Genomic DNA, 16,698 nt, shown 5'->3' on the forward strand with positions numbered 1-16,698 from the left:
GCGCCGGGCCTTACAAGATCGCTGCATTGCTGCGCTGTGCCTGCTTGAGATACATCCCCAACTCCCGGGCCGACAACGGTTTGCTGTAGTGGTAGCCCTGGCCTTCGTGGCAGCCCTCGGAAATGATGTAGGCCTCCTGCTCGAGGGTTTCCACGCCTTCGGCGATCACCTGCATGCCCAGGCTCTTGCCCAGCTGGATGATCGCCCGCACGATGGTCGCATCGTCGTCGTCGTCGAGCAGGTCCTGGACGAAGCTCTTGTCGATCTTGATCTTGTCCAGCGGCAGGCTCTTGAGATAGCTCAGCGACGAGTAGCCGGTGCCGAAGTCGTCGATGGCGATCAGCGCTCCGGAGCGGCGCAGGCTCAACAAGTGCTGGGCGGCGGTGCTGATGTCTTCCATCAGGCCGGTCTCGGTGACTTCCAGCTCCAGGCTGCGCGGCGGCAGGCGGTACATCTGCAAAAGGTTGTTGACCACCCGCGGCAGCTCGGCGTGGTGCAACTGCACCGTGGACAGGTTGACCGCCATGCGCAGGTCGCTGAAGCCCTGGTCGTGCCATTCGCGCAACTGGCGGCAGGCGTGGTCCAGCACCCACTCGCCGATGGCGATGATGGTGCCGTTCTGCTCGGCCAGGGGAATGAACAGGTCCGGCGGCACCAGGCCGTGTTCCGGGTGCTGCCAGCGGATCAGCGCCTCGACGCCCACCACCCGATGGTCGCGGTAGCTGATCTGCGGCTGGTAGACCAGGTAGAACTGATTGCGGTTGAGGGCCTCGCGCAGGTCTTTTTCCAGTTCGCGACGACGGCGCATTTCACTGTCGACGCTGGCGATATAGAACTGGTAGCGGTTGCGCGAACGGGTCTTGGCCAGGGTCATGGTCTGTTCGGCTTTCTGCAGCAGCTTTTCGGTGCTGTCGCCGTCTTCCGGGAACAGGGTAATGCCGATGGTGGCGCGCAGGCGGATCTCCTGGTGATCGAGGGCAAACGCCGCTTCCAGGTCGTCGAGGATGCTCTGTGCCAGCTCGGCCGCCTCATAGGGTTGTTCGATATCGGCCTGGACCAGGGCGAACTGATCGCCGCCCAGGCGGGCCAGGGCACCGAGACGTCCGCTGTGGGCACGCAGGCGGTCGGCCAGGGCCAGCAGCAACTGGTCGCCGACCTGGTAGGTGAACTGTTCGTTGATGCCCTTGAAGTCGTCCAGGCCGACGCAGAGTACCGCCACCCGGCGTTGCAGGCGACCGGCGTCCACCAGGATCTTGTCCAGTTGCTGCTGCAACTGCTGGCGATTGGGCAGGCCGGTGAGGAAGTCGTACTGGGCCATGCGCAGCAGGCTGTTTTCCGCTTCGTGACGCAGGTGGGTATTACGCTCGATGGACGCCAGCAACTGGTTGGCGGTGTTGACCCAGATGCCCAGTTCGTTCGTTTCATGGCCCTTGAGCTGGGGCAACTGGTGTTCGCTGGGGCGATCCGGGTTGACGTTGCTCAGGTGCTCGATGATCCGCGACAGCGGTTTGGTCAGCAGCCAGTGATAGACCAGATACAGCACCATGCCCAGGAACAGCGCCCGCAGCACGCCGGAGATGAAGATGATCACCGAGTTGATCAGGAAGCCCTGGCCGTAGGTGGCGGTGTCGAGGGTGATGCTCAGGTCACCGTAATACTCGCTGTAGGGGCCGCGCCCGACCAGTTGCGTGCTGAAGGTGCTTTCCTGGCCGAGGATCGGATCGGTCAGCCAACGGCTGGCGGATTTTTGCAGATCGCGGGATTTTTCCGCGAGCATGGGTTCGTTGGGATGGCCGATGGAGGCCAGGCGCACGGCGTCGTCCTGGAACAGGCCCTCGATGACTTGCATGCCCATCTCCCGGTCGAGGCTGTAGACGGCCTGGGTCGAGGGATCGCGGAACATGTCGAGAATGCGCTGGGCATCGCTGGCCACCGCCTGTCGAGTCTTGTAGGCATCAAAGACAATCTGCGCACAGCTCAGTACAACGCCGACGATCAGCGCCGACAGCAGCACGACCCGGAGCAACTTCACCGACAAGCTGTTCTTGAATTCCAGCTTCAAAGGGCTATTCCTTGTTCCGTGCGGATGGCATCAAGTTGCCATGAGTATTGGCAATCCGGCCCGGTCAGTCAAAGGGACAATGCGAGCGACGAGAACCGCTGCTCATGCTTGACCGAATAGACTATGCCCAGGCCGTTCCTGGCCATTGATACTGTGTCGGTCGCCCAAGCCTTCTACTTGAGGGGACGGCGCGGTATTTTCCCCGATTATTCAGGTTAGTTCCTGCCAGCGCGGGAGGTATAAAAAAACCCGGCAAGGCCGGGTTTTTTTGTGAAACGGATTCAATCTCAAGCGGTGAAGGTTTTGCCTTCGAACTGCTCGGCGACGAATTTCCAGTTCACCAGGTTCCAGAACGCCTCGACATACTTCGGACGCAGGTTGCGGTAGTCGATGTAGTAGGCGTGTTCCCAGACGTCGCAGGTCAGCAGCGGGGTGTCGCCGCTGGTCAGCGGGTTGCCGGCGCCGATGGTGCTGGCCAGGGCCAGGGAGCCGTCGGCTTTCTTCACCAGCCAGCCCCAGCCGGAACCGAAGGTGCCGACGGAAGTCTTGGTGAACTCTTCCTTGAACTTGTCGAAGGAACCGAATGCGGCGTTGATGGCTTCAGCCAGCTTGCCGGTCGGTTGACCGCCGGCGTTTGGCGCCAGGCAGTTCCAGTAGAAGGTGTGGTTCCAGACCTGAGCGGCGTTGTTGAAGATGCCGCCGGAGGAAGACTTGACGATTTCTTCCAGGGTCTTGCCTTCGAACTCGGTGCCTGGCACCAGGTTGTTCAGGTTCACGACGTAGGTGTTGTGGTGCTTGTCGTGGTGGTACTCCAGGGTTTCCTTGGAGATGTGCGGCTGCAGGGCGTCATGTGCATAAGGCAGCGGAGGCAATTCGAAAGCCATGGTGATTCTCCTAATCAGGTCAGTTGCGGTGAGCGCAAGGCCGATCACGGCGGCCATACAGACGTGCGCCGGGGAGTTTGTACTCTTTGCGGCGCAAGTCTCGGATCATAGCACCGGGGTGGCCGCTTAACCACGCAACAACTGTGTGGAATAGAGGCTCCAGAGCCTTTGGAGTCAGTCAGCCGGCACCGATCAGTTGGGCGGCGACGCTGAACATCATGACCGCCACCAGCAGGTCGAGCAGGCGCCAGGTGCCCGGGCGCGCCAGCCAGGGGGCCAGCCACGCCGCGCCCAGGGCCAGGCTGAAGAACCAGAGCAAGGACGCGCTGGCCGCGCCCATCACGTAGGCGCCGGGCTCGGCCTGCTGGGCGCCGAGGGAGCCGATCAGCAGCACGGTGTCGAGGTACACGTGGGGGTTGAGCAGGGTCACCGCCAGGGCACTGAGCAGCACGGCGCGCAGGGAGCGCACCGTCTGGCCGTCGCCTTGCTGCAGGCTCTGGCGCGAGCAGGCCCGGCGCAACGCCAGGCTGCCATACCAGAGCAGAAAGGCCGCGCCGCCCCAGCGGGCGAGTGCCAGCAACGTCGGGTTGTGCGCCAGGACGGTGGCCAGGCCGAAAACCCCCGCCGCCACCAGGATTGCATCGCACAGCACGCACAGGGCCGCCACCGGCAGGTGGTGTTCACGGCGCAGGCTCTGGGCCAGGACAAAGGCGTTCTGGGTGCCGATCGCCATGATCAATCCAGCGGCCACCAGCATTCCGTTCATATAGCTCTGCCACATGCCGGCTACTCCCCGTGTTCGGCCAGTTGCCGCAGGACGTGCATGGCGCGCCCGGCGTCGTCGCGACCGACGAACAGGTGGTCGTGGTAATAGCCGGCGATCACATTGCAGCTGATGCCGGCCTTGCCCAGGGCGCCGGCGAAGGCGGCGGTCAGGCCGACCGCTTCCAGGGCCGAGTGCACGTTGAGGGTGATCCAGGCCGCCAGGTAGTCGAACGGCAGGCCCAGGGCCTGGGCGTCTTCGCGCCGCAGGATCACGGTCAGGCCTTCGCGTTCGCGAAAGCTGCCGATGGGCTCGCGACCCTTGAGCAGGTTCGCGTCGGTCAGGGAGCAGAAGACGTAGTCGCCCTCGTTGAGCTCGGGACTCATGCTGCGCAGCAGCACGCTCAGGGAAGTTTCGCCGGCCATGTCGGTGTCCTCGGATAAGCAGTGAATGGGGGCATTTTGCGGGGTGATGCTGTATAAGAAAAACCAATAGTGCTGATCGCCCATTAGGAAAACTGATGTTCGACTACAAATTGCTCTCCGCGCTGGCGGCCGTGGTCGAGCAGGCCGGCTTCGAGCGGGCGGCCCAGGTGCTGGGGTTGTCGCAATCGGCGATTTCCCAGCGGATCAAGTTGCTCGAAGCCCGCGTCGGCCAGCCGGTGCTGGTGCGGGCCACGCCGCCGAGTCCGACCGAGATCGGCCGGCGCCTGCTCAACCATGTGCAGCAGGTGCGTTTGCTCGAGCGCGACCTGCAGAGCCAGGTACCGGCACTGGATGAGGACGGTCTGCCGGAGCGCCTGCGCGTCGCCCTCAATGCTGACAGCCTGGCGACCTGGTGGGGCGAGGCGGTGGGGGATTTCTGTGCCCGCCAGCACGTGCTGCTGGACCTGGTGGTGGAGGACCAGACCGTGGGCCTCAAGCGCATGCGCGCCGGTGAGGTCGCCGCTTGTGTGTGTGCCAGCGAGCGCCCGGTGGCTGGCGCGCGCAGTATCCTGCTGGGGGCCATGCGCTATCGGGCGTTGGCCAGCCCGGCGTTTATCGCCCGGCACTTTCCCCGGGGGATCGACGCGCAGACGCTGGCCCGGACGCCGGCGCTGGTGTTCGGCCCGGACGACTTCCTGCAACACCGTTACCTTGCGGCACTGGGCGTGGAGGGTGGTTTCGAACATCATTTGTGCCCATCGTCGGAAGGCTTCATACGCCTGACCGAGGCCGGCCTGGGCTGGGGGCTGGTGCCCGAGTTGCAGGTGCGTGAGCAGCTGGCCCGGGGCACGTTGGTGGAATTGATCGCGGATAAAACCATCGATGTGCCGTTGTACTGGCATCATTGGCGCAACGGCGGGCAATTGCTCGGGCAGTTGACCGAGCATCTGGCGCGTTCGGCGGCGCGGTGGTTGGTGCCTTTGGCATGATGGGCGGCGTTCAAGTAGCAGGCAGGACGAATCAAGGTATGTGGAGCAAACGATGAAAATTCTGGTCACCGGCGCAAGCGGCTTCATTGGCGGGCGCTTTGCGCGTTGCGCCCTGGAGCAGGGCCATGAGGTGCGGGTCAATGGACGCCGGGCCGAGAGCGTCGAACATCTGGTACGGCGTGGCGCCGAGTTCGTCCAGGGCGACCTGACGGACCCGCAGTTGGTGCGCGAGCTGTGCCGCGATGTCGAGGCCGTGGTGCACTGTGCCGGCGCGGTGGGTTTGTGGGGACGCTATCAGGATTTCCACCAGGGCAATGTGCTGGTCACCGAGAATGTGGTCGAGGCCTGCCTCAAGCAGCAGGTCCGGCGCCTGGTGCACCTGTCGTCGCCATCGATCTACTTCGACGGTCGCTCGCACCTGGGGCTGACCGAGGAGCAGGTGCCCAAGCGTTTCAAGCACCCTTATGCGGCCACCAAGTACCTGGCCGAACAGAAGGTCTTCGGGGCCCAGGAGTTCGGGCTTGAAGTGCTGGCGCTACGCCCGCGCTTCGTCACCGGCGCCGGCGACATGAGCATCTTCCCGCGGTTGCTGAAGATGCAGCGCAAGGGGCGCCTGTCGATTGTCGGCAACGGCCTGAACAAAGTCGATTTCACCAGCGTGCACAACCTCAATGATGCCTTGCTGAGCAGCCTGCAGGTCGGCGAGCCGGCCCTGGGCAAGGCCTACAATATCAGCAACGGCAGCCCCATTCCGTTGTGGGATGTGGTGAACTACGTGATGCGCCAGATGCAGGTGCCACAAGTGACCCGCTACCGTTCCTACGGCCTGGCTTATAGCATCGCCGCCTTGAACGAAAGTGCCTGCGCCCTCTGGCCGGGGCGCCCGGAGCCGACCCTGTCGCGTCTGGGCATGCAGGTGATGAACAAGGATTTCACCCTGGACATCAGCCGGGCACGGCATTATCTGGGTTACGACCCCAAGGTCAGCCTGTGGGCGGCCCTCGACGAGTTCTGTGCCTGGTGGAAAGCCCAGGAGCCGGCGGCGGGTTGAATATTCGGTTACCACGACTGAACCCGGTTCCGGGTTCAGGGTCGATCAGAGTGGCGAGTCAGGGGGTTATACTCGCCGTATTTCGCTATCACCGCGGTTCAGAAAGGTTCCTTCATGCGTAACGATGCCAACGACGATTTCGATGATGTGCCCAGCCTGCGTGCCGACGTGGACGACCATGACGATCATGTGGGCGCCGCGCCCGCGCACGAGCGCAGCCGTAACCAGGTTGCCGCCACGCCACGGCTCAAGGTCAAGGTGCCGAGCACCGGGCCATTGTGGGCGTTGGTCGGGGCCTTGTTCATTGCCTTCGCCGGTCTTGCCTGGTGGAGTTTCCAGCAGATTTCCCTGATGGAGCAGCAACTGGTGGCGACCCAGGAAAGCTTCGCGCGCATCAGCGAGGAAGCGGCGGGGCGCTTGCAGGCGATTTCCGGGAAGGTGGTCGCCAGCGAGTCGAGCGTCAACAGCGACAGCGAAGCGCTGAAGTTGCAGATCCGCCAGCTCGAAGGCAAGTTGCTCGAGCAGGGCCGCCAGCAGCAGGGCGTTGCCGGGCAGGCGACGGGCCTGGAGCAACGGCTGCAGCAGATGAGTGCGCAGACGGCGGAGCAGCAGACCGCCAACACCCAGTTGCAGGCGCAGGTCAAAAGCCTGGCGGCGGAGCTGGCCAGCCTGAAAGGCGCTGATGGCGACGCCGGCAAGATCGACGCGCAATTGAAGAGCAATGCCGCCGAGATTGCCGCCTTGAAAAAACAGGGTAGTTCCAGCGCGGCGCTCGAGCGCATCGAGCAGGAACTGATCGTGCTCAAGAGCCAGCAGGACAACCGGCAGGCCGCGGGCGGACAGGCTGGCGCCAACACGGCGGAGTTCGATGCTTTCCGTGGGCAGGTCACGCGCAATATCAACACCCTGCAGAGCCAGATCCAGAACCTGCAGGATCAGATCAGCGCACGGCCTTGATCACTGCGTAAGTCGGCTTGTGTGGGAGCGGAGCTTGCCCGCGAAGCTTTTGTCGGCCTCACTGGCCTCTTCGCGGGCAAGCTCCGCTCCCACAGGTTCTATGGCCTCTTCCCGGGCAAGCTCCTACAGGTCTGCGGTGTTTTTCCTGTCGACAGCGACAGGAATTTTTTGCCGTCAGGGCACTCGTCGAGGGTTTTGCGGTCTGATCAGGTGTAGGCGGGCGATTGGTCCGCCTACGTCGGTCAGCGTCGCTGTCCGATGCCTTTTCGCGGTCCGGGAGGCCGCCATGCACCCTCGAATCCTTCTCGCTGCAAGCCTGTCCCTGGCGCTGTCCGCGTGCGTGCCCTACTACGATGAAGGGCCTACCTACTACCGTTCCGATGTCTACACCGCACCGGCACCGGCCTATTACTACGGCGGTGGTTCCTACTACCGCCGCGACTACTATGTGCCCGGACCACGCTATTACGCGCCGGCCTACCGCCCTTATCCGCACCGGGGTTGGGAGCGGCATGAGCATCGGTGGCGCGGTGACGACGATGACGGTCACGGTCGCCACGGCCGCGGTCATGATCATGGCGGTCGGGAGGACTAGCGGGACAACTCGAGGCGCTGCTCAATAGTCTGACAAGTCCGCCAGCGGATGGCGTCCCTCCCAGGCCTTGTGGAAATGCGCCTCGACCACCGCTTCCGGCACGGCACCGATATCCGGCCAATGCCAGCGCGGTTCGCCGTCCTTGTCGATCAGTCGTGCCCGCACGCCTTCACTGAATTCCGGGTGACGGCAGCAGTTGAGGCTCAGGGTGTATTCCATCTGGAACACCTGCGCCAGGGACAGGTGTCGGGCGCGAGCGATCTGTTCCCACACCAGGTGCGCGGTCAGCGGGCAGCCTTCCTTGAGCTGCCTGGCTGCCCGGCCCAGGCGTTTGTCGGCGTCTTCGACCAGCTGCGCAATGGCCTTCCAGGCACAGCGCACATCGCCGACATCCAGCAGCGCATCGATGCGTTCGCGCAGCGGCAGCCACTGGGCCGCGGGCTGTTGCTCCCGGGCCTGATGTTCCAGTGCCTTGAGCAGGCTGTTGAGTTGTATCGCCGTCTGTTCCTGCCAATTGAGCCGCAACAGCCCTTCGATCAGTTCTTCCTGCTGGTCGTCGGCCAGTAGCCGGTCGGCCAGTCCCAGGTCGATGGCGTCGCGACCGTTCATCTGCGCGCCGGTGAGGCCGAGGAACAGCCCCAGCTTGCCCGGCAGGCGCGACAGAAACCAACTGGCGCCGACATCCGGGTACAAGCCGATGCCGATCTCGGGCATCGCCAGGCGGCTGCTCGGGGTGACGATACGGATGCGCGCGCCTTGCAGCAGGCCCATGCCGCCGCCGAGGACATAACCATGGGCCCAGCACAGCACGGGTTTGGGATAGGTATGCAGGCGATAGTCGAGTCGATATTCCGAGGCAAAGAACACGCTGGCCAGCGGCGGCACCGCCCCGGGATGCGCCTGGCACGCCTGCGCCAGGCTGCGCACCTCGCCCCCGGCGCAGAAGGCCCTGGTGCCGTTGCCGCGCAGCAGCACACAGACAATGTTCGGATCCCGCGCCCAGGTCTCCAGGCGTTCGTCCAGGTCCTGGATCATCGGCAGTGAAAGCGCATTGAGGGTGTGTTCTGAGTCCAGTGTGGCGATGCCCAGGCAGGCGCCGTCGATACCGGTGAGTTCTTCGAAATGCAGGTTCATCGTGACCTCGCTGCTCGTTGAATACACAGTATGATCCTTGTGTGGGAAAGTGCCGGTTCTGTGTCGGATCAATTGACAAGCGTGATGGGCTTTCCTAGTGTCCGCCCCATTGTTATTTCCGGACACGATAATGACCGACGACGACCGCATCAAACTCGAGCCCAGCTGGAAGCAGGCCCTGCGTGAGGAGTTCGACAAGCCCTACATGAGCGAGTTGCGAGAATTCCTGCGCCAGGAGTATGCCGCCGGCAAGGAGATCTACCCGCCGGGCCCGCTGATCTTCAATGCCATGAACAGCACGCCGCTGGACAAGGTGAAAGTGGTGATCATCGGCCAGGACCCCTACCACGGTCCCGGCCAAGCCCACGGCCTGTGCTTTTCGGTGCAACCGGGTGTCCCGGCGCCACCGTCGCTGGTCAATATCTATAAAGAGCTGCAGCGCGACCTGAACATCGACATCCCCAACCACGGCTACCTGCAAAGCTGGGCCGAGCAGGGGGTGTTGCTGCTCAACACCACCATGACCGTGGAGCGCGGCAATGCCGCGTCACATGCCAATCGTGGCTGGCAGTTGTTTACCGACCGGATCATCGAGGTGGTCAGCGAGCGCCAGGACAAACTGGTGTTCCTGTTGTGGGGCGCCCATGCCCAGGGCAAGCAGAAGCTGATCGATGCGACCAAGCACCTGGTGCTCAAGTCGGTGCATCCGTCGCCATTGTCGGCCTATCGCGGTTTTATCGGCTGCGGGCATTTCAGCCGGGCCAACAAGTTCCTCGAGCAGAACGGCCTGGCGCCGATCGAGTGGGCGCTGCCGCCGCTCTGATCTCCACCTTGCTTTTCAGACGTAAGGCCCCGCGACCTGTCATTTCTGACAGTATCCGCCCCGGGGCCTTTGCGCATTAAATGTTCTCCACGGCCTTGTCGGTTGGTCATGTGTCTACCGGGTGGTCAACGGCCGCTTCGTTGATCATTTCGCAAGGAGAAGACAGATGCCTAGGGCCAAAGCTGAACCCAAAGGAAAGTCCAGGTTATCCATTACCGACCCGCCTCAGGATATTCCGATGGCCAGGAAACCCGATCCTGAAATCCTCGAGTTGGACAAACCGCTCATACCCGCTGCTCTACCCCTGCTGTTTGATGAAACCGCACTGACGATCCCTCTGAATGTTCAGCTTGAGGACTTGGAGGTGACGATTGAGAAAGTCTGGCCTGGCCATCAGGCGGGCCTGCCCGTCACGACCACGGTGGAGTTGTTATGGGGTAGCGAGACGGCAGCCACTTACTACATTCAAGGGCCTTACGACCCGGACCAGCTGTTTCCCTACACCCGCACCATCCCCGCCCTCTACATGACTAATCCCGGCTTTCGGGTCATCCGTTACAGGGTGACCAGCCCTGCGATTGGCATGGATATTTCTGATCCAACCTTTATCAATGTCGATCAAACCGCACCGAATCAAGGCAATTCCGGACCACCGCTGAATTTCGAGGATGAAGTGGAGAGTAATGGGCTCACCGACGATTACCTCAGTACCTATGAGGGGGCGCCTACCACAGTCGATCGATGGCCTGATTTGTTCATGGAGGACCAGGTGATTTACTACTGGTCGAAAACGCCTCGGCTACTGAACGCCGATGCGGATGAAGCAGGCACCTTGTCGATCACGTTCGACCACGCCCAGGGTCAGCCCGTCGAATACACGATTCCTGAGGGGGTCATCCGTGCGAGCGGCCCCGGCCTGCGTTATGCCAGTTATCGCCTGAAAGACCGCGCCGGCAATCTGGGGGCGTTCTCCGCGCCGAAAGTGGTTGAGGTCCTGACGACACCGATGCCGGGGGATCTGGATCCGCCTTGGGTGCCCCTGGCGAGCGATGGCCTGATCGACCTGGAGGATGTTCGCTCCATGGTTGTGATGAACATACCCTTCATCGAGGGTGCGCTGGGGGGCGACCGAGTCATGCCCTACTGGAACACCCATGCAATGCCTTCTTTCTCGCTGGAGGATGTCGAGCTCTGGCCGATTCCCCGTGACGTCAGTTGGCAGATCCTGTCCTCGGGAGGATTCGCGGCACCCACGCCGACGAGAATCTATTACAAATACCAGAGGGGCTCCTTGCCCGCTGAGGATTCACCTTCCTCATTCTTTATTGTCGATCTGACGGTCGCGGGTCCGAACCCGGAAGGTCCTGATCCGATCAATCGGTTTCTCGACCCGGTCACGGTCAAAGGCGTGACTGGAGACGATGTTGTCACCTCGGCTGATAGCAATCGACCCCTGAGGGTAGAAGTGCTTCTGTTCGATGATCCCAAGGTAGGAGAAACCCTTGAGTTGATGTGGGGGAGCGATTCGGTTCTGGCCGATACCTATACGGTCAAGGCCGGAGATGTCGCCGGACAATTGCTTGAGCTCTATGTGCCCTGGTCAATTGTCGAGGATGTTGGAAGCCATCCCAGCCTGCCGGTCTATTACTGGACCGACAATGGAGTCAATCGACAACGCTCACGCGATACGCTGGTAAGGGTTGCCATTACCCGGATCGAAGACCTGGTGGCGCCGAAGTTTATCGATGCTGTCCAGGGCACCATCAATTGCCACACACTGCCGCCTCCTTGGGAGGGGATTCGGGTACATATCCCCAGCGATCCTCGCTTTGTCGAAAACGACACCGTCACGTTGTTCTGGAAAGGCTACAGCAGTACCAATGGCTCGGGAGCCCCGATCCCAGGTTCGGAAGAAGAGTTTCCCCACTTATTGAGTGAGGACGAAGCCCGCAATGGTGTCGATATCACTGTCCTGCCTTTCAACCCGTTGATTACTCTTCCCGGGCTGGTTACTCCTCGAAATGGTTCGGCGGTTGTCCATTACACCTTGAGCAAGGCGGACGGCAGCCATGGCGAATCGGAGAAAAAAATGGTGGCGGTCTCATTGATCAGATCAACAGGGGACAGGTGCCTGGGGGACTAGCGAAGGTACTTTGACTGCCAGGAAACGGAGTAGACGAGAGGGCGCAATGCCCTTTCGTTTCTCAACGCCAGGGAGGGCGCTATTAGTTTGTTTTGAAATAGTCGACAGCCTCCTGAGCGTGGTGTGTTTCTAAAAGACTTCTTTTTCGGAGTTTTTCATGGAAGCACAATTGTCCGGTTCTGGCACCTGTCAAAACTGACAGGATGCGCAATGTCCAGGTTTCCAATCTAATGAGTTCACCTTGATCGACGTACGGCGGTTGGCCCTTTCCGGGCCGCCGGTGGTGAAGGCCGCAAAACATGTTCACCTGCCTGGGTGGGTGAGTGTTCCGTTACCGCGATGGAGTTCATCAACATGCGCACCACCAAACAACATTTCGAAGCAGAGCGCCAACGGGCGCAATACCTGACCGCGCGAAACACGGGGGCCAGCACCCGTGAAGAAGTGGAGATCGCCCCGGTAGTCCCGACCAATTTGATGGACGATATTCCGGGCGGCCAGCCGGGGCTTATAAGTCGGGAAGAGTTGCAGACCAATGGGTTGCTGTATGAGATTCCGCAGTGGATAACCAATCCCCTTCCCGGAGTGGACCGCTTGACCATCAAGCTTAACAACGTGACGCTGGACCCGATCATCACGATCGACAGGCCGCTGGCCGGCAAATTCCCGCTGGAGCTGAGCATCCCGAAAAGCCAACTGGGGGCGGATGGCCTTAAGAAACTGCACTACGAAGTTCAGACCGCAACCGGACAATTCGGGACCGCACAACCTGTCAACTTTACCGTGGACCTGTATGACCCCAATACCCTGAGCGAACCCGATTCCGTGGAGTTGCCGGCGGAGGTTGGCGATCTGCTCACCGGGGATTACCTGGATACCCATGGTGAACTTGAAGTCACCATTCCTCCCTACTCGGATCCCCACCCCGGCGACTGGTGCCAGTTCTTCTGGAGCTTTTTCGATACGCAGCCGATTGCAACGGTGGACTTGCCGGGCGATGGAGCTCCTTTCACCTTTGCCATCCCGGCCGCCGCCATCGTTGCCAAGCAGGATGGTGAAAAATACCTGACCTACAAATTGTGGGACCGGGCGGGTAACGACAGCAAACCTTCCAGACCCCGCCCTTTGAGGGTTGTCATTGATCCTGTGCCATCCGATCTACAGCCGCCTCGTGTACCGCTGGCGCCCATCGACCTGAAGGACGCACAGATAGGGGTAACGGTCGAGATTGACCGTTACGATAACGCTGCGCTTTTCGACACGATCATCGTTGATTTCAACGGACACTCGTTAGTCAAACCCCTTGATCGGTTGTCATTTCCGGTATCGGTGGATGTGCCCTGGGAAGTGCTCAAGGCGGGTGGCGTGACCGCGCCGTATGTGGCCTCTGTCACTTACAGGATTGTCCGTGGTGGCGATCATTATGACTACACTCCGCCCATTTCCGTTGATGTGGACCTGTCGGTGGCCGGCGGCGGCGAGGACCCGATAGGTCCGGGGCCGATCAACCCGGATCTCGATCCACCCCTGGTGACATCTTCCGAGGGGGAGGAAAACGAACTGGGGCCGGATGATATCAACGAGCCGGCGACCGTTACCTTCGATCTATATGATGACGTTGCGCTGGGCCATCAGGTTCAGTTGTATTGGGGGACAGAAGCCGTTTTCTCTCCTCCTCATTCTGTCGACGATGCGGATCTGGCCCGGGGGCATTTCGAGCTGATCGTTCCCTGGAGTGTGATCGATACCGTAAAGAATGGCGCACATGAGGTTTATTACACACTGAATAACAACGTCAACGACAATGAGATCGAGTCGCCCAGAACAACGGTGAGAGTCAATATATTCGAGATCGGTGATCTCGAAAAAATAACGTTCATGCGTACTGTGGAGTTGACGCCAGGTGTGTTTCTCATAAATTGCACGCACCAGCCTTATAATGGAGTTCCGATTCGCATATTGGACAGGACCCATATAAAGGCCGGTGATCAGATTGTCGTCGAATGGACGTTGCTCCAGGGCTTTGAGGGTGATACCGAGATTGGTGCCGCGGCAGGAAATTTCCCTATCAAGATCACCCAGGACCACAGTGATGCCGGTCATCCGGGAGAGTTGCTGACCGTACCCTATTCACCGTATGTGGAACTGGGTGGGTTCGAGTCGAGAATCAAGGTTCTGTATCGATTGATCAAGGCTGATGGCTTCGGCGGTGGCAGTTCCGATTATAGCGAGTGCTACCTGCTTCAACAGGAACTGGATGGTAATGGTTGTCGTATAACCCTGGATGACTGAACGAAGAGCCTGTTTGACCTGGGAGCAAGGGGATTCAACCTCGTGCTCCCTTTTTCGTATCTGGACAGATATTGAGGAAATTACTTCAAATTTGAAGGAAATATCCTACATGATCTTTGCCTTCATATCTGTAGTTTGAGCGCCTCTGGAGGCCGGGAGCAAATACTCGGCTTTATGGATTGGGATATTCCCATCACATGATGTTAGAGGTTTGCTTGATATGTGTGCAGATATGAAAAAAGGTTTCAAATATTCACGATTGTCCATCGCTATCAAGTTTCTGGCTGTTGCGCCGTTTTCCTTGCTGGGCAGCTATGCGGTTGCCGGTGTGATTGATGGCCGGGAGGAGACTATTCGTCCTGGCGACTTTCTCGATCGTTACCAATTGATCAATGGCGCTACCTTGAATGTAGTCGAAGGCGCTCGCTCCCTTGATATTACAGCGCGGGACTCGACCGTGAACATCAGCGGCGCGGCTGTTTCCGCCTCTACGCAAACGGGTATCCAACTCAATAACAGTAATGCCAGTATCTCCGACTCCACTGTTTCCAGCCGTGATGGCACCGGGCTTTTGTTGGGGAGCCTGATTGGCGTGCCGGACAGTGGCTCCACCGCCGTGGTTCGTAACAGCAGTATCAGCGGTGGTGCCAGAGGTGTCATGGTCGGTGCCGATGGCGATCTGCTCCTTGAGGGTTCCCGTGTAACCGGAACGGGTGCCTCCAGCAATGGCGTGGACATGTTGGGCGGACGACTGATGGCGATCAACAGCACGATCACCGGCGGCGCCAACGGTGTTGTCATGTACCCTGATTTTGAAACGGACGATGGTTCCGCCCTGGTGCTGAATGGCACTCGGGTCGAAGGCTTGACGGGGGCCGCGCTGTTGGTGGTTGCGGACCCTGCGTTCCCGACCACCGCCGAAATCGATGTACGTAACGGTTCGACCCTGGTGGGCGGTAACGGCAATATGCTGGAACTGGCCAGCGGTGCCGACGCCAACATGCGCGTCAACAACAGCGCCCTGACCGGCAATATCCAGGTTGGCGATGCCAGCACCCTGAACCTGAGCCTGGATGGCGCTTCCATGACCGGTGACCTGGTCAAGGATGCTGGCGGTACTGCCCATGTGGCCCTGAACAACGGTTCGGTCCTCACCGGTCGCCTGGACAACGTCGACAGCCTGGCGCTCAACAGTGAGGCGACCTGGGTGATGACCGACCACCAGAGCATCGGCGACCTGAACATGGCCGGCGGCAACGTCAAGTTCGGCCACCCCGGTACCTTCTACCAACTGGACGTGGAAAACCTCGCGGGCAACGGTACCTTTATCATGAGCGCCGATTTCGCCCACATGCAGGGAGATTTCCTCAACGTCACCGGTACCTCCGAGGGCGCGCACAAGCTGCTGATCAGCAGCAGCGGCGCCGACCCGCTGTCCGAGGACAAGCTGCACGTGGTGCACACCGCCGACGGCGGCGCGACGTTCAGCCTGGTGGGGGACCGCGTGGATGTCGGGACTTACTCCTACAGCCTGATCGGCGACGACAACGGTCGTGACTGGCACCTGGACCCGTCGACCAAGGTCATCAGCCCGGGTACCCGTTCGGTACTGGCCCTGGCCAATGTCGCACCGACCGTGATGTATGGCGAACTGACCTCCCTGCGTTCGCGCATGGGTGAACTGCGTTTCAACGGCGGCCAGAGCGGTGGCTGGGTACGCACCTATGGCAACAAGCACAAGGTCGATGCCGGCAAGGGCGGCGCCTATGATCAGGCTCAGCAAGGCATTTCCCTCGGTGCCGACGGTCGTCTGCCTGTCGGTGACGGGCAGTGGCTGGCCGGTGTCATGGGTGGCTACAGCAAGTCCGACCTGAGCCTGGGTCGGGGCACCAGCGCCATAGTGCACAGCACCTATATCGGGGGTTATGCCACCTGGCTGGATGAGCAGAGCGGTTACTACTTCGACGGTGTCGCCAAGCTCAACAGCTTCCACAACAAGTCCTCGGTGGCGCTCAGTGACGGCAAGAAGGCCAAGGGCGGCTACAAGGATATGGGGGCGGGTGTTTCTGCTGAGTTCGGTCGTCATATCAAGCTGGAAAACGACTACTTCGTCGAGCCGACCGTACAGCTCTCGGCCATGGCCGTGGGCGCCAAGGACTACAAGCTGGACAACGGCTTGAAGGCGGAAAACGGTCGTACCCTGTCGTTGCTGGGCAAAGTGGGTGTGACCGGTGGCCGCAACTTCGACATCGGCGACGGTCGCGTGGCCCAGCCTTACCTGCGCACCGCCTTCGTGCAGGAGTTCGCCAAGAACAACAAGGTGCAGGTCAACGACAACACCTTCCACAACGACCTGTCGGGTTCGCGGGTGGAAGTGGGCACCGGTGTGGCGGTGTCCTTGAACGAGAAGTGGCAAGTGCACGCCGACCTGGACTTCAGCAAGGGCGAGAAGATCGAACAGCCCTGGGGCGCCAATGTCGGGATCCGCTATAGCTGGTAAGCGGTCCGTGTAGACAAAAAGAGGAAGCCTTGGCTTCCTCTTTTTGTGTTTGCTGGCGTAATGCCTCGTTTTTAGGGGTT

General features: G+C 60.7%; 13 protein-coding genes. 8 read left to right on the top strand and 5 right to left on the bottom strand.

Features of this window, described 5'->3' with window-relative positions:
* Positions 1-10: 10 nt before the first annotated feature.
* From NUH87_RS23345 to NUH87_RS23360, 4 genes are all read right to left on the bottom strand, one after another.
* The gene (locus NUH87_RS23345; protein WP_338522855.1) at positions 11-2,062 is read right to left on the bottom strand and encodes a putative bifunctional diguanylate cyclase/phosphodiesterase; all 2,052 of its coding nucleotides are present in this window, start codon (positions 2,060-2,062) and stop codon (positions 11-13) included.
* Positions 2,063-2,349: 287 nt separating this feature from the next.
* Positions 2,350-2,946, bottom strand: a complete 597-nt coding sequence (locus NUH87_RS23350; RefSeq protein WP_040070315.1) for a superoxide dismutase — start codon at positions 2,944-2,946, stop codon at positions 2,350-2,352.
* A 178-nt stretch (positions 2,947-3,124) separates the two neighbouring features.
* Positions 3,125-3,727, bottom strand: coding sequence for a LysE/ArgO family amino acid transporter (locus NUH87_RS23355; RefSeq protein WP_338522856.1), 603 nt, complete (start codon positions 3,725-3,727; stop codon positions 3,125-3,127).
* 5 nt (positions 3,728-3,732) lie between these two features.
* The gene (locus tag NUH87_RS23360; protein WP_040070377.1) at positions 3,733-4,134 is read right to left on the bottom strand and encodes an ACT domain-containing protein; all 402 of its coding nucleotides are present in this window, start codon (positions 4,132-4,134) and stop codon (positions 3,733-3,735) included.
* A 95-nt stretch (positions 4,135-4,229) separates the two neighbouring features.
* Here NUH87_RS23360 and NUH87_RS23365 point away from each other — a divergent pair, with 95 nt between their 5' ends.
* From NUH87_RS23365 to NUH87_RS23380, 4 genes are all read left to right on the top strand, one after another.
* The gene (locus tag NUH87_RS23365) at positions 4,230-5,123 is read left to right on the top strand and encodes a LysR family transcriptional regulator ArgP (protein WP_040070313.1); all 894 of its coding nucleotides are present in this window, start codon (positions 4,230-4,232) and stop codon (positions 5,121-5,123) included.
* A gap of 52 nt (positions 5,124-5,175) precedes the next feature.
* A complete protein-coding gene (locus NUH87_RS23370; protein ID WP_338522857.1) occupies positions 5,176-6,174 on the top strand; it encodes an NAD-dependent epimerase/dehydratase family protein in 999 nt (332 codons plus the stop codon).
* Between the two features lie 114 nt (positions 6,175-6,288).
* Positions 6,289-7,131 (top strand): ATPase, encoded by an 843-nt coding sequence (locus NUH87_RS23375; RefSeq protein ID WP_338522858.1) that lies wholly within the window; start codon positions 6,289-6,291, stop codon positions 7,129-7,131.
* A 286-nt stretch (positions 7,132-7,417) separates the two neighbouring features.
* The gene (locus tag NUH87_RS23380) at positions 7,418-7,726 is read left to right on the top strand and encodes a hypothetical protein (protein WP_338522859.1); all 309 of its coding nucleotides are present in this window, start codon (positions 7,418-7,420) and stop codon (positions 7,724-7,726) included.
* Between the two features lie 21 nt (positions 7,727-7,747).
* On the opposite strand, the gene NUH87_RS23385 is transcribed toward NUH87_RS23380, so the two are convergent.
* Positions 7,748-8,860, bottom strand: coding sequence for an enoyl-CoA hydratase/isomerase family protein (locus NUH87_RS23385; RefSeq protein WP_338522860.1), 1,113 nt, complete (start codon positions 8,858-8,860; stop codon positions 7,748-7,750).
* A gap of 130 nt (positions 8,861-8,990) precedes the next feature.
* On the opposite strand from NUH87_RS23385, the gene ung reads away from it, so the two are divergent.
* From ung to NUH87_RS23405, 4 genes are all read left to right on the top strand, one after another.
* Positions 8,991-9,683, top strand: a complete 693-nt coding sequence (gene ung, locus NUH87_RS23390) for a uracil-DNA glycosylase (protein WP_338522861.1) — start codon at positions 8,991-8,993, stop codon at positions 9,681-9,683.
* Between the two features lie 166 nt (positions 9,684-9,849).
* Positions 9,850-11,826 (top strand): hypothetical protein, encoded by a 1,977-nt coding sequence (locus NUH87_RS23395; RefSeq protein ID WP_338522862.1) that lies wholly within the window; start codon positions 9,850-9,852, stop codon positions 11,824-11,826.
* A 354-nt stretch (positions 11,827-12,180) separates the two neighbouring features.
* On the top strand, positions 12,181-14,118 hold the full coding sequence (locus NUH87_RS23400) for a hypothetical protein (protein ID WP_338522863.1): 1,938 nt from the start codon (positions 12,181-12,183) through the stop codon (positions 14,116-14,118).
* A gap of 232 nt (positions 14,119-14,350) precedes the next feature.
* Positions 14,351-16,618 carry an autotransporter outer membrane beta-barrel domain-containing protein gene (locus NUH87_RS23405; protein ID WP_338522864.1) on the top strand — a complete coding sequence of 756 codons (2,268 nt, stop codon included), beginning with the start codon at positions 14,351-14,353 and terminating at the stop codon, positions 16,616-16,618.
* Positions 16,619-16,698: the final 80 nt, after the last annotated feature.

Origin of the sequence: Pseudomonas batumici, from assembly GCF_036585405.1 — a bacterium.
Lineage (GTDB): Bacteria > Pseudomonadota > Gammaproteobacteria > Pseudomonadales > Pseudomonadaceae > Aquipseudomonas > Aquipseudomonas batumici.

Excerpts from the sequence above, each read along its gene's own strand:
- NUH87_RS23360 (WP_040070377.1), bottom strand. The coding sequence starts at position 4,134 with ATGGCCGGCGAAACTTCCCTGAGCGTGCTGCTGCGCAGCATGAGTCCC.
- NUH87_RS23395 (WP_338522862.1), top strand. The coding sequence starts at position 9,850 with ATGCCTAGGGCCAAAGCTGAACCCAAAGGAAAGTCCAGGTTATCCATT.
- NUH87_RS23375 (WP_338522858.1), top strand. The coding sequence starts at position 6,289 with ATGCGTAACGATGCCAACGACGATTTCGATGATGTGCCCAGCCTGCGT.
- NUH87_RS23380 (WP_338522859.1), top strand. The coding sequence starts at position 7,418 with ATGCACCCTCGAATCCTTCTCGCTGCAAGCCTGTCCCTGGCGCTGTCC.
- NUH87_RS23355 (WP_338522856.1), bottom strand. The coding sequence starts at position 3,727 with ATGTGGCAGAGCTATATGAACGGAATGCTGGTGGCCGCTGGATTGATC.
- NUH87_RS23385 (WP_338522860.1), bottom strand. The coding sequence starts at position 8,860 with ATGAACCTGCATTTCGAAGAACTCACCGGTATCGACGGCGCCTGCCTG.
- NUH87_RS23370 (WP_338522857.1), top strand. The coding sequence starts at position 5,176 with ATGAAAATTCTGGTCACCGGCGCAAGCGGCTTCATTGGCGGGCGCTTT.
- NUH87_RS23350 (WP_040070315.1), bottom strand. The coding sequence starts at position 2,946 with ATGGCTTTCGAATTGCCTCCGCTGCCTTATGCACATGACGCCCTGCAG.
- ung (WP_338522861.1), top strand. The coding sequence starts at position 8,991 with ATGACCGACGACGACCGCATCAAACTCGAGCCCAGCTGGAAGCAGGCC.
- NUH87_RS23400 (WP_338522863.1), top strand. The coding sequence starts at position 12,181 with ATGCGCACCACCAAACAACATTTCGAAGCAGAGCGCCAACGGGCGCAA.
- NUH87_RS23365 (WP_040070313.1), top strand. The coding sequence starts at position 4,230 with ATGTTCGACTACAAATTGCTCTCCGCGCTGGCGGCCGTGGTCGAGCAG.
- NUH87_RS23405 (WP_338522864.1), top strand. The coding sequence starts at position 14,351 with ATGAAAAAAGGTTTCAAATATTCACGATTGTCCATCGCTATCAAGTTT.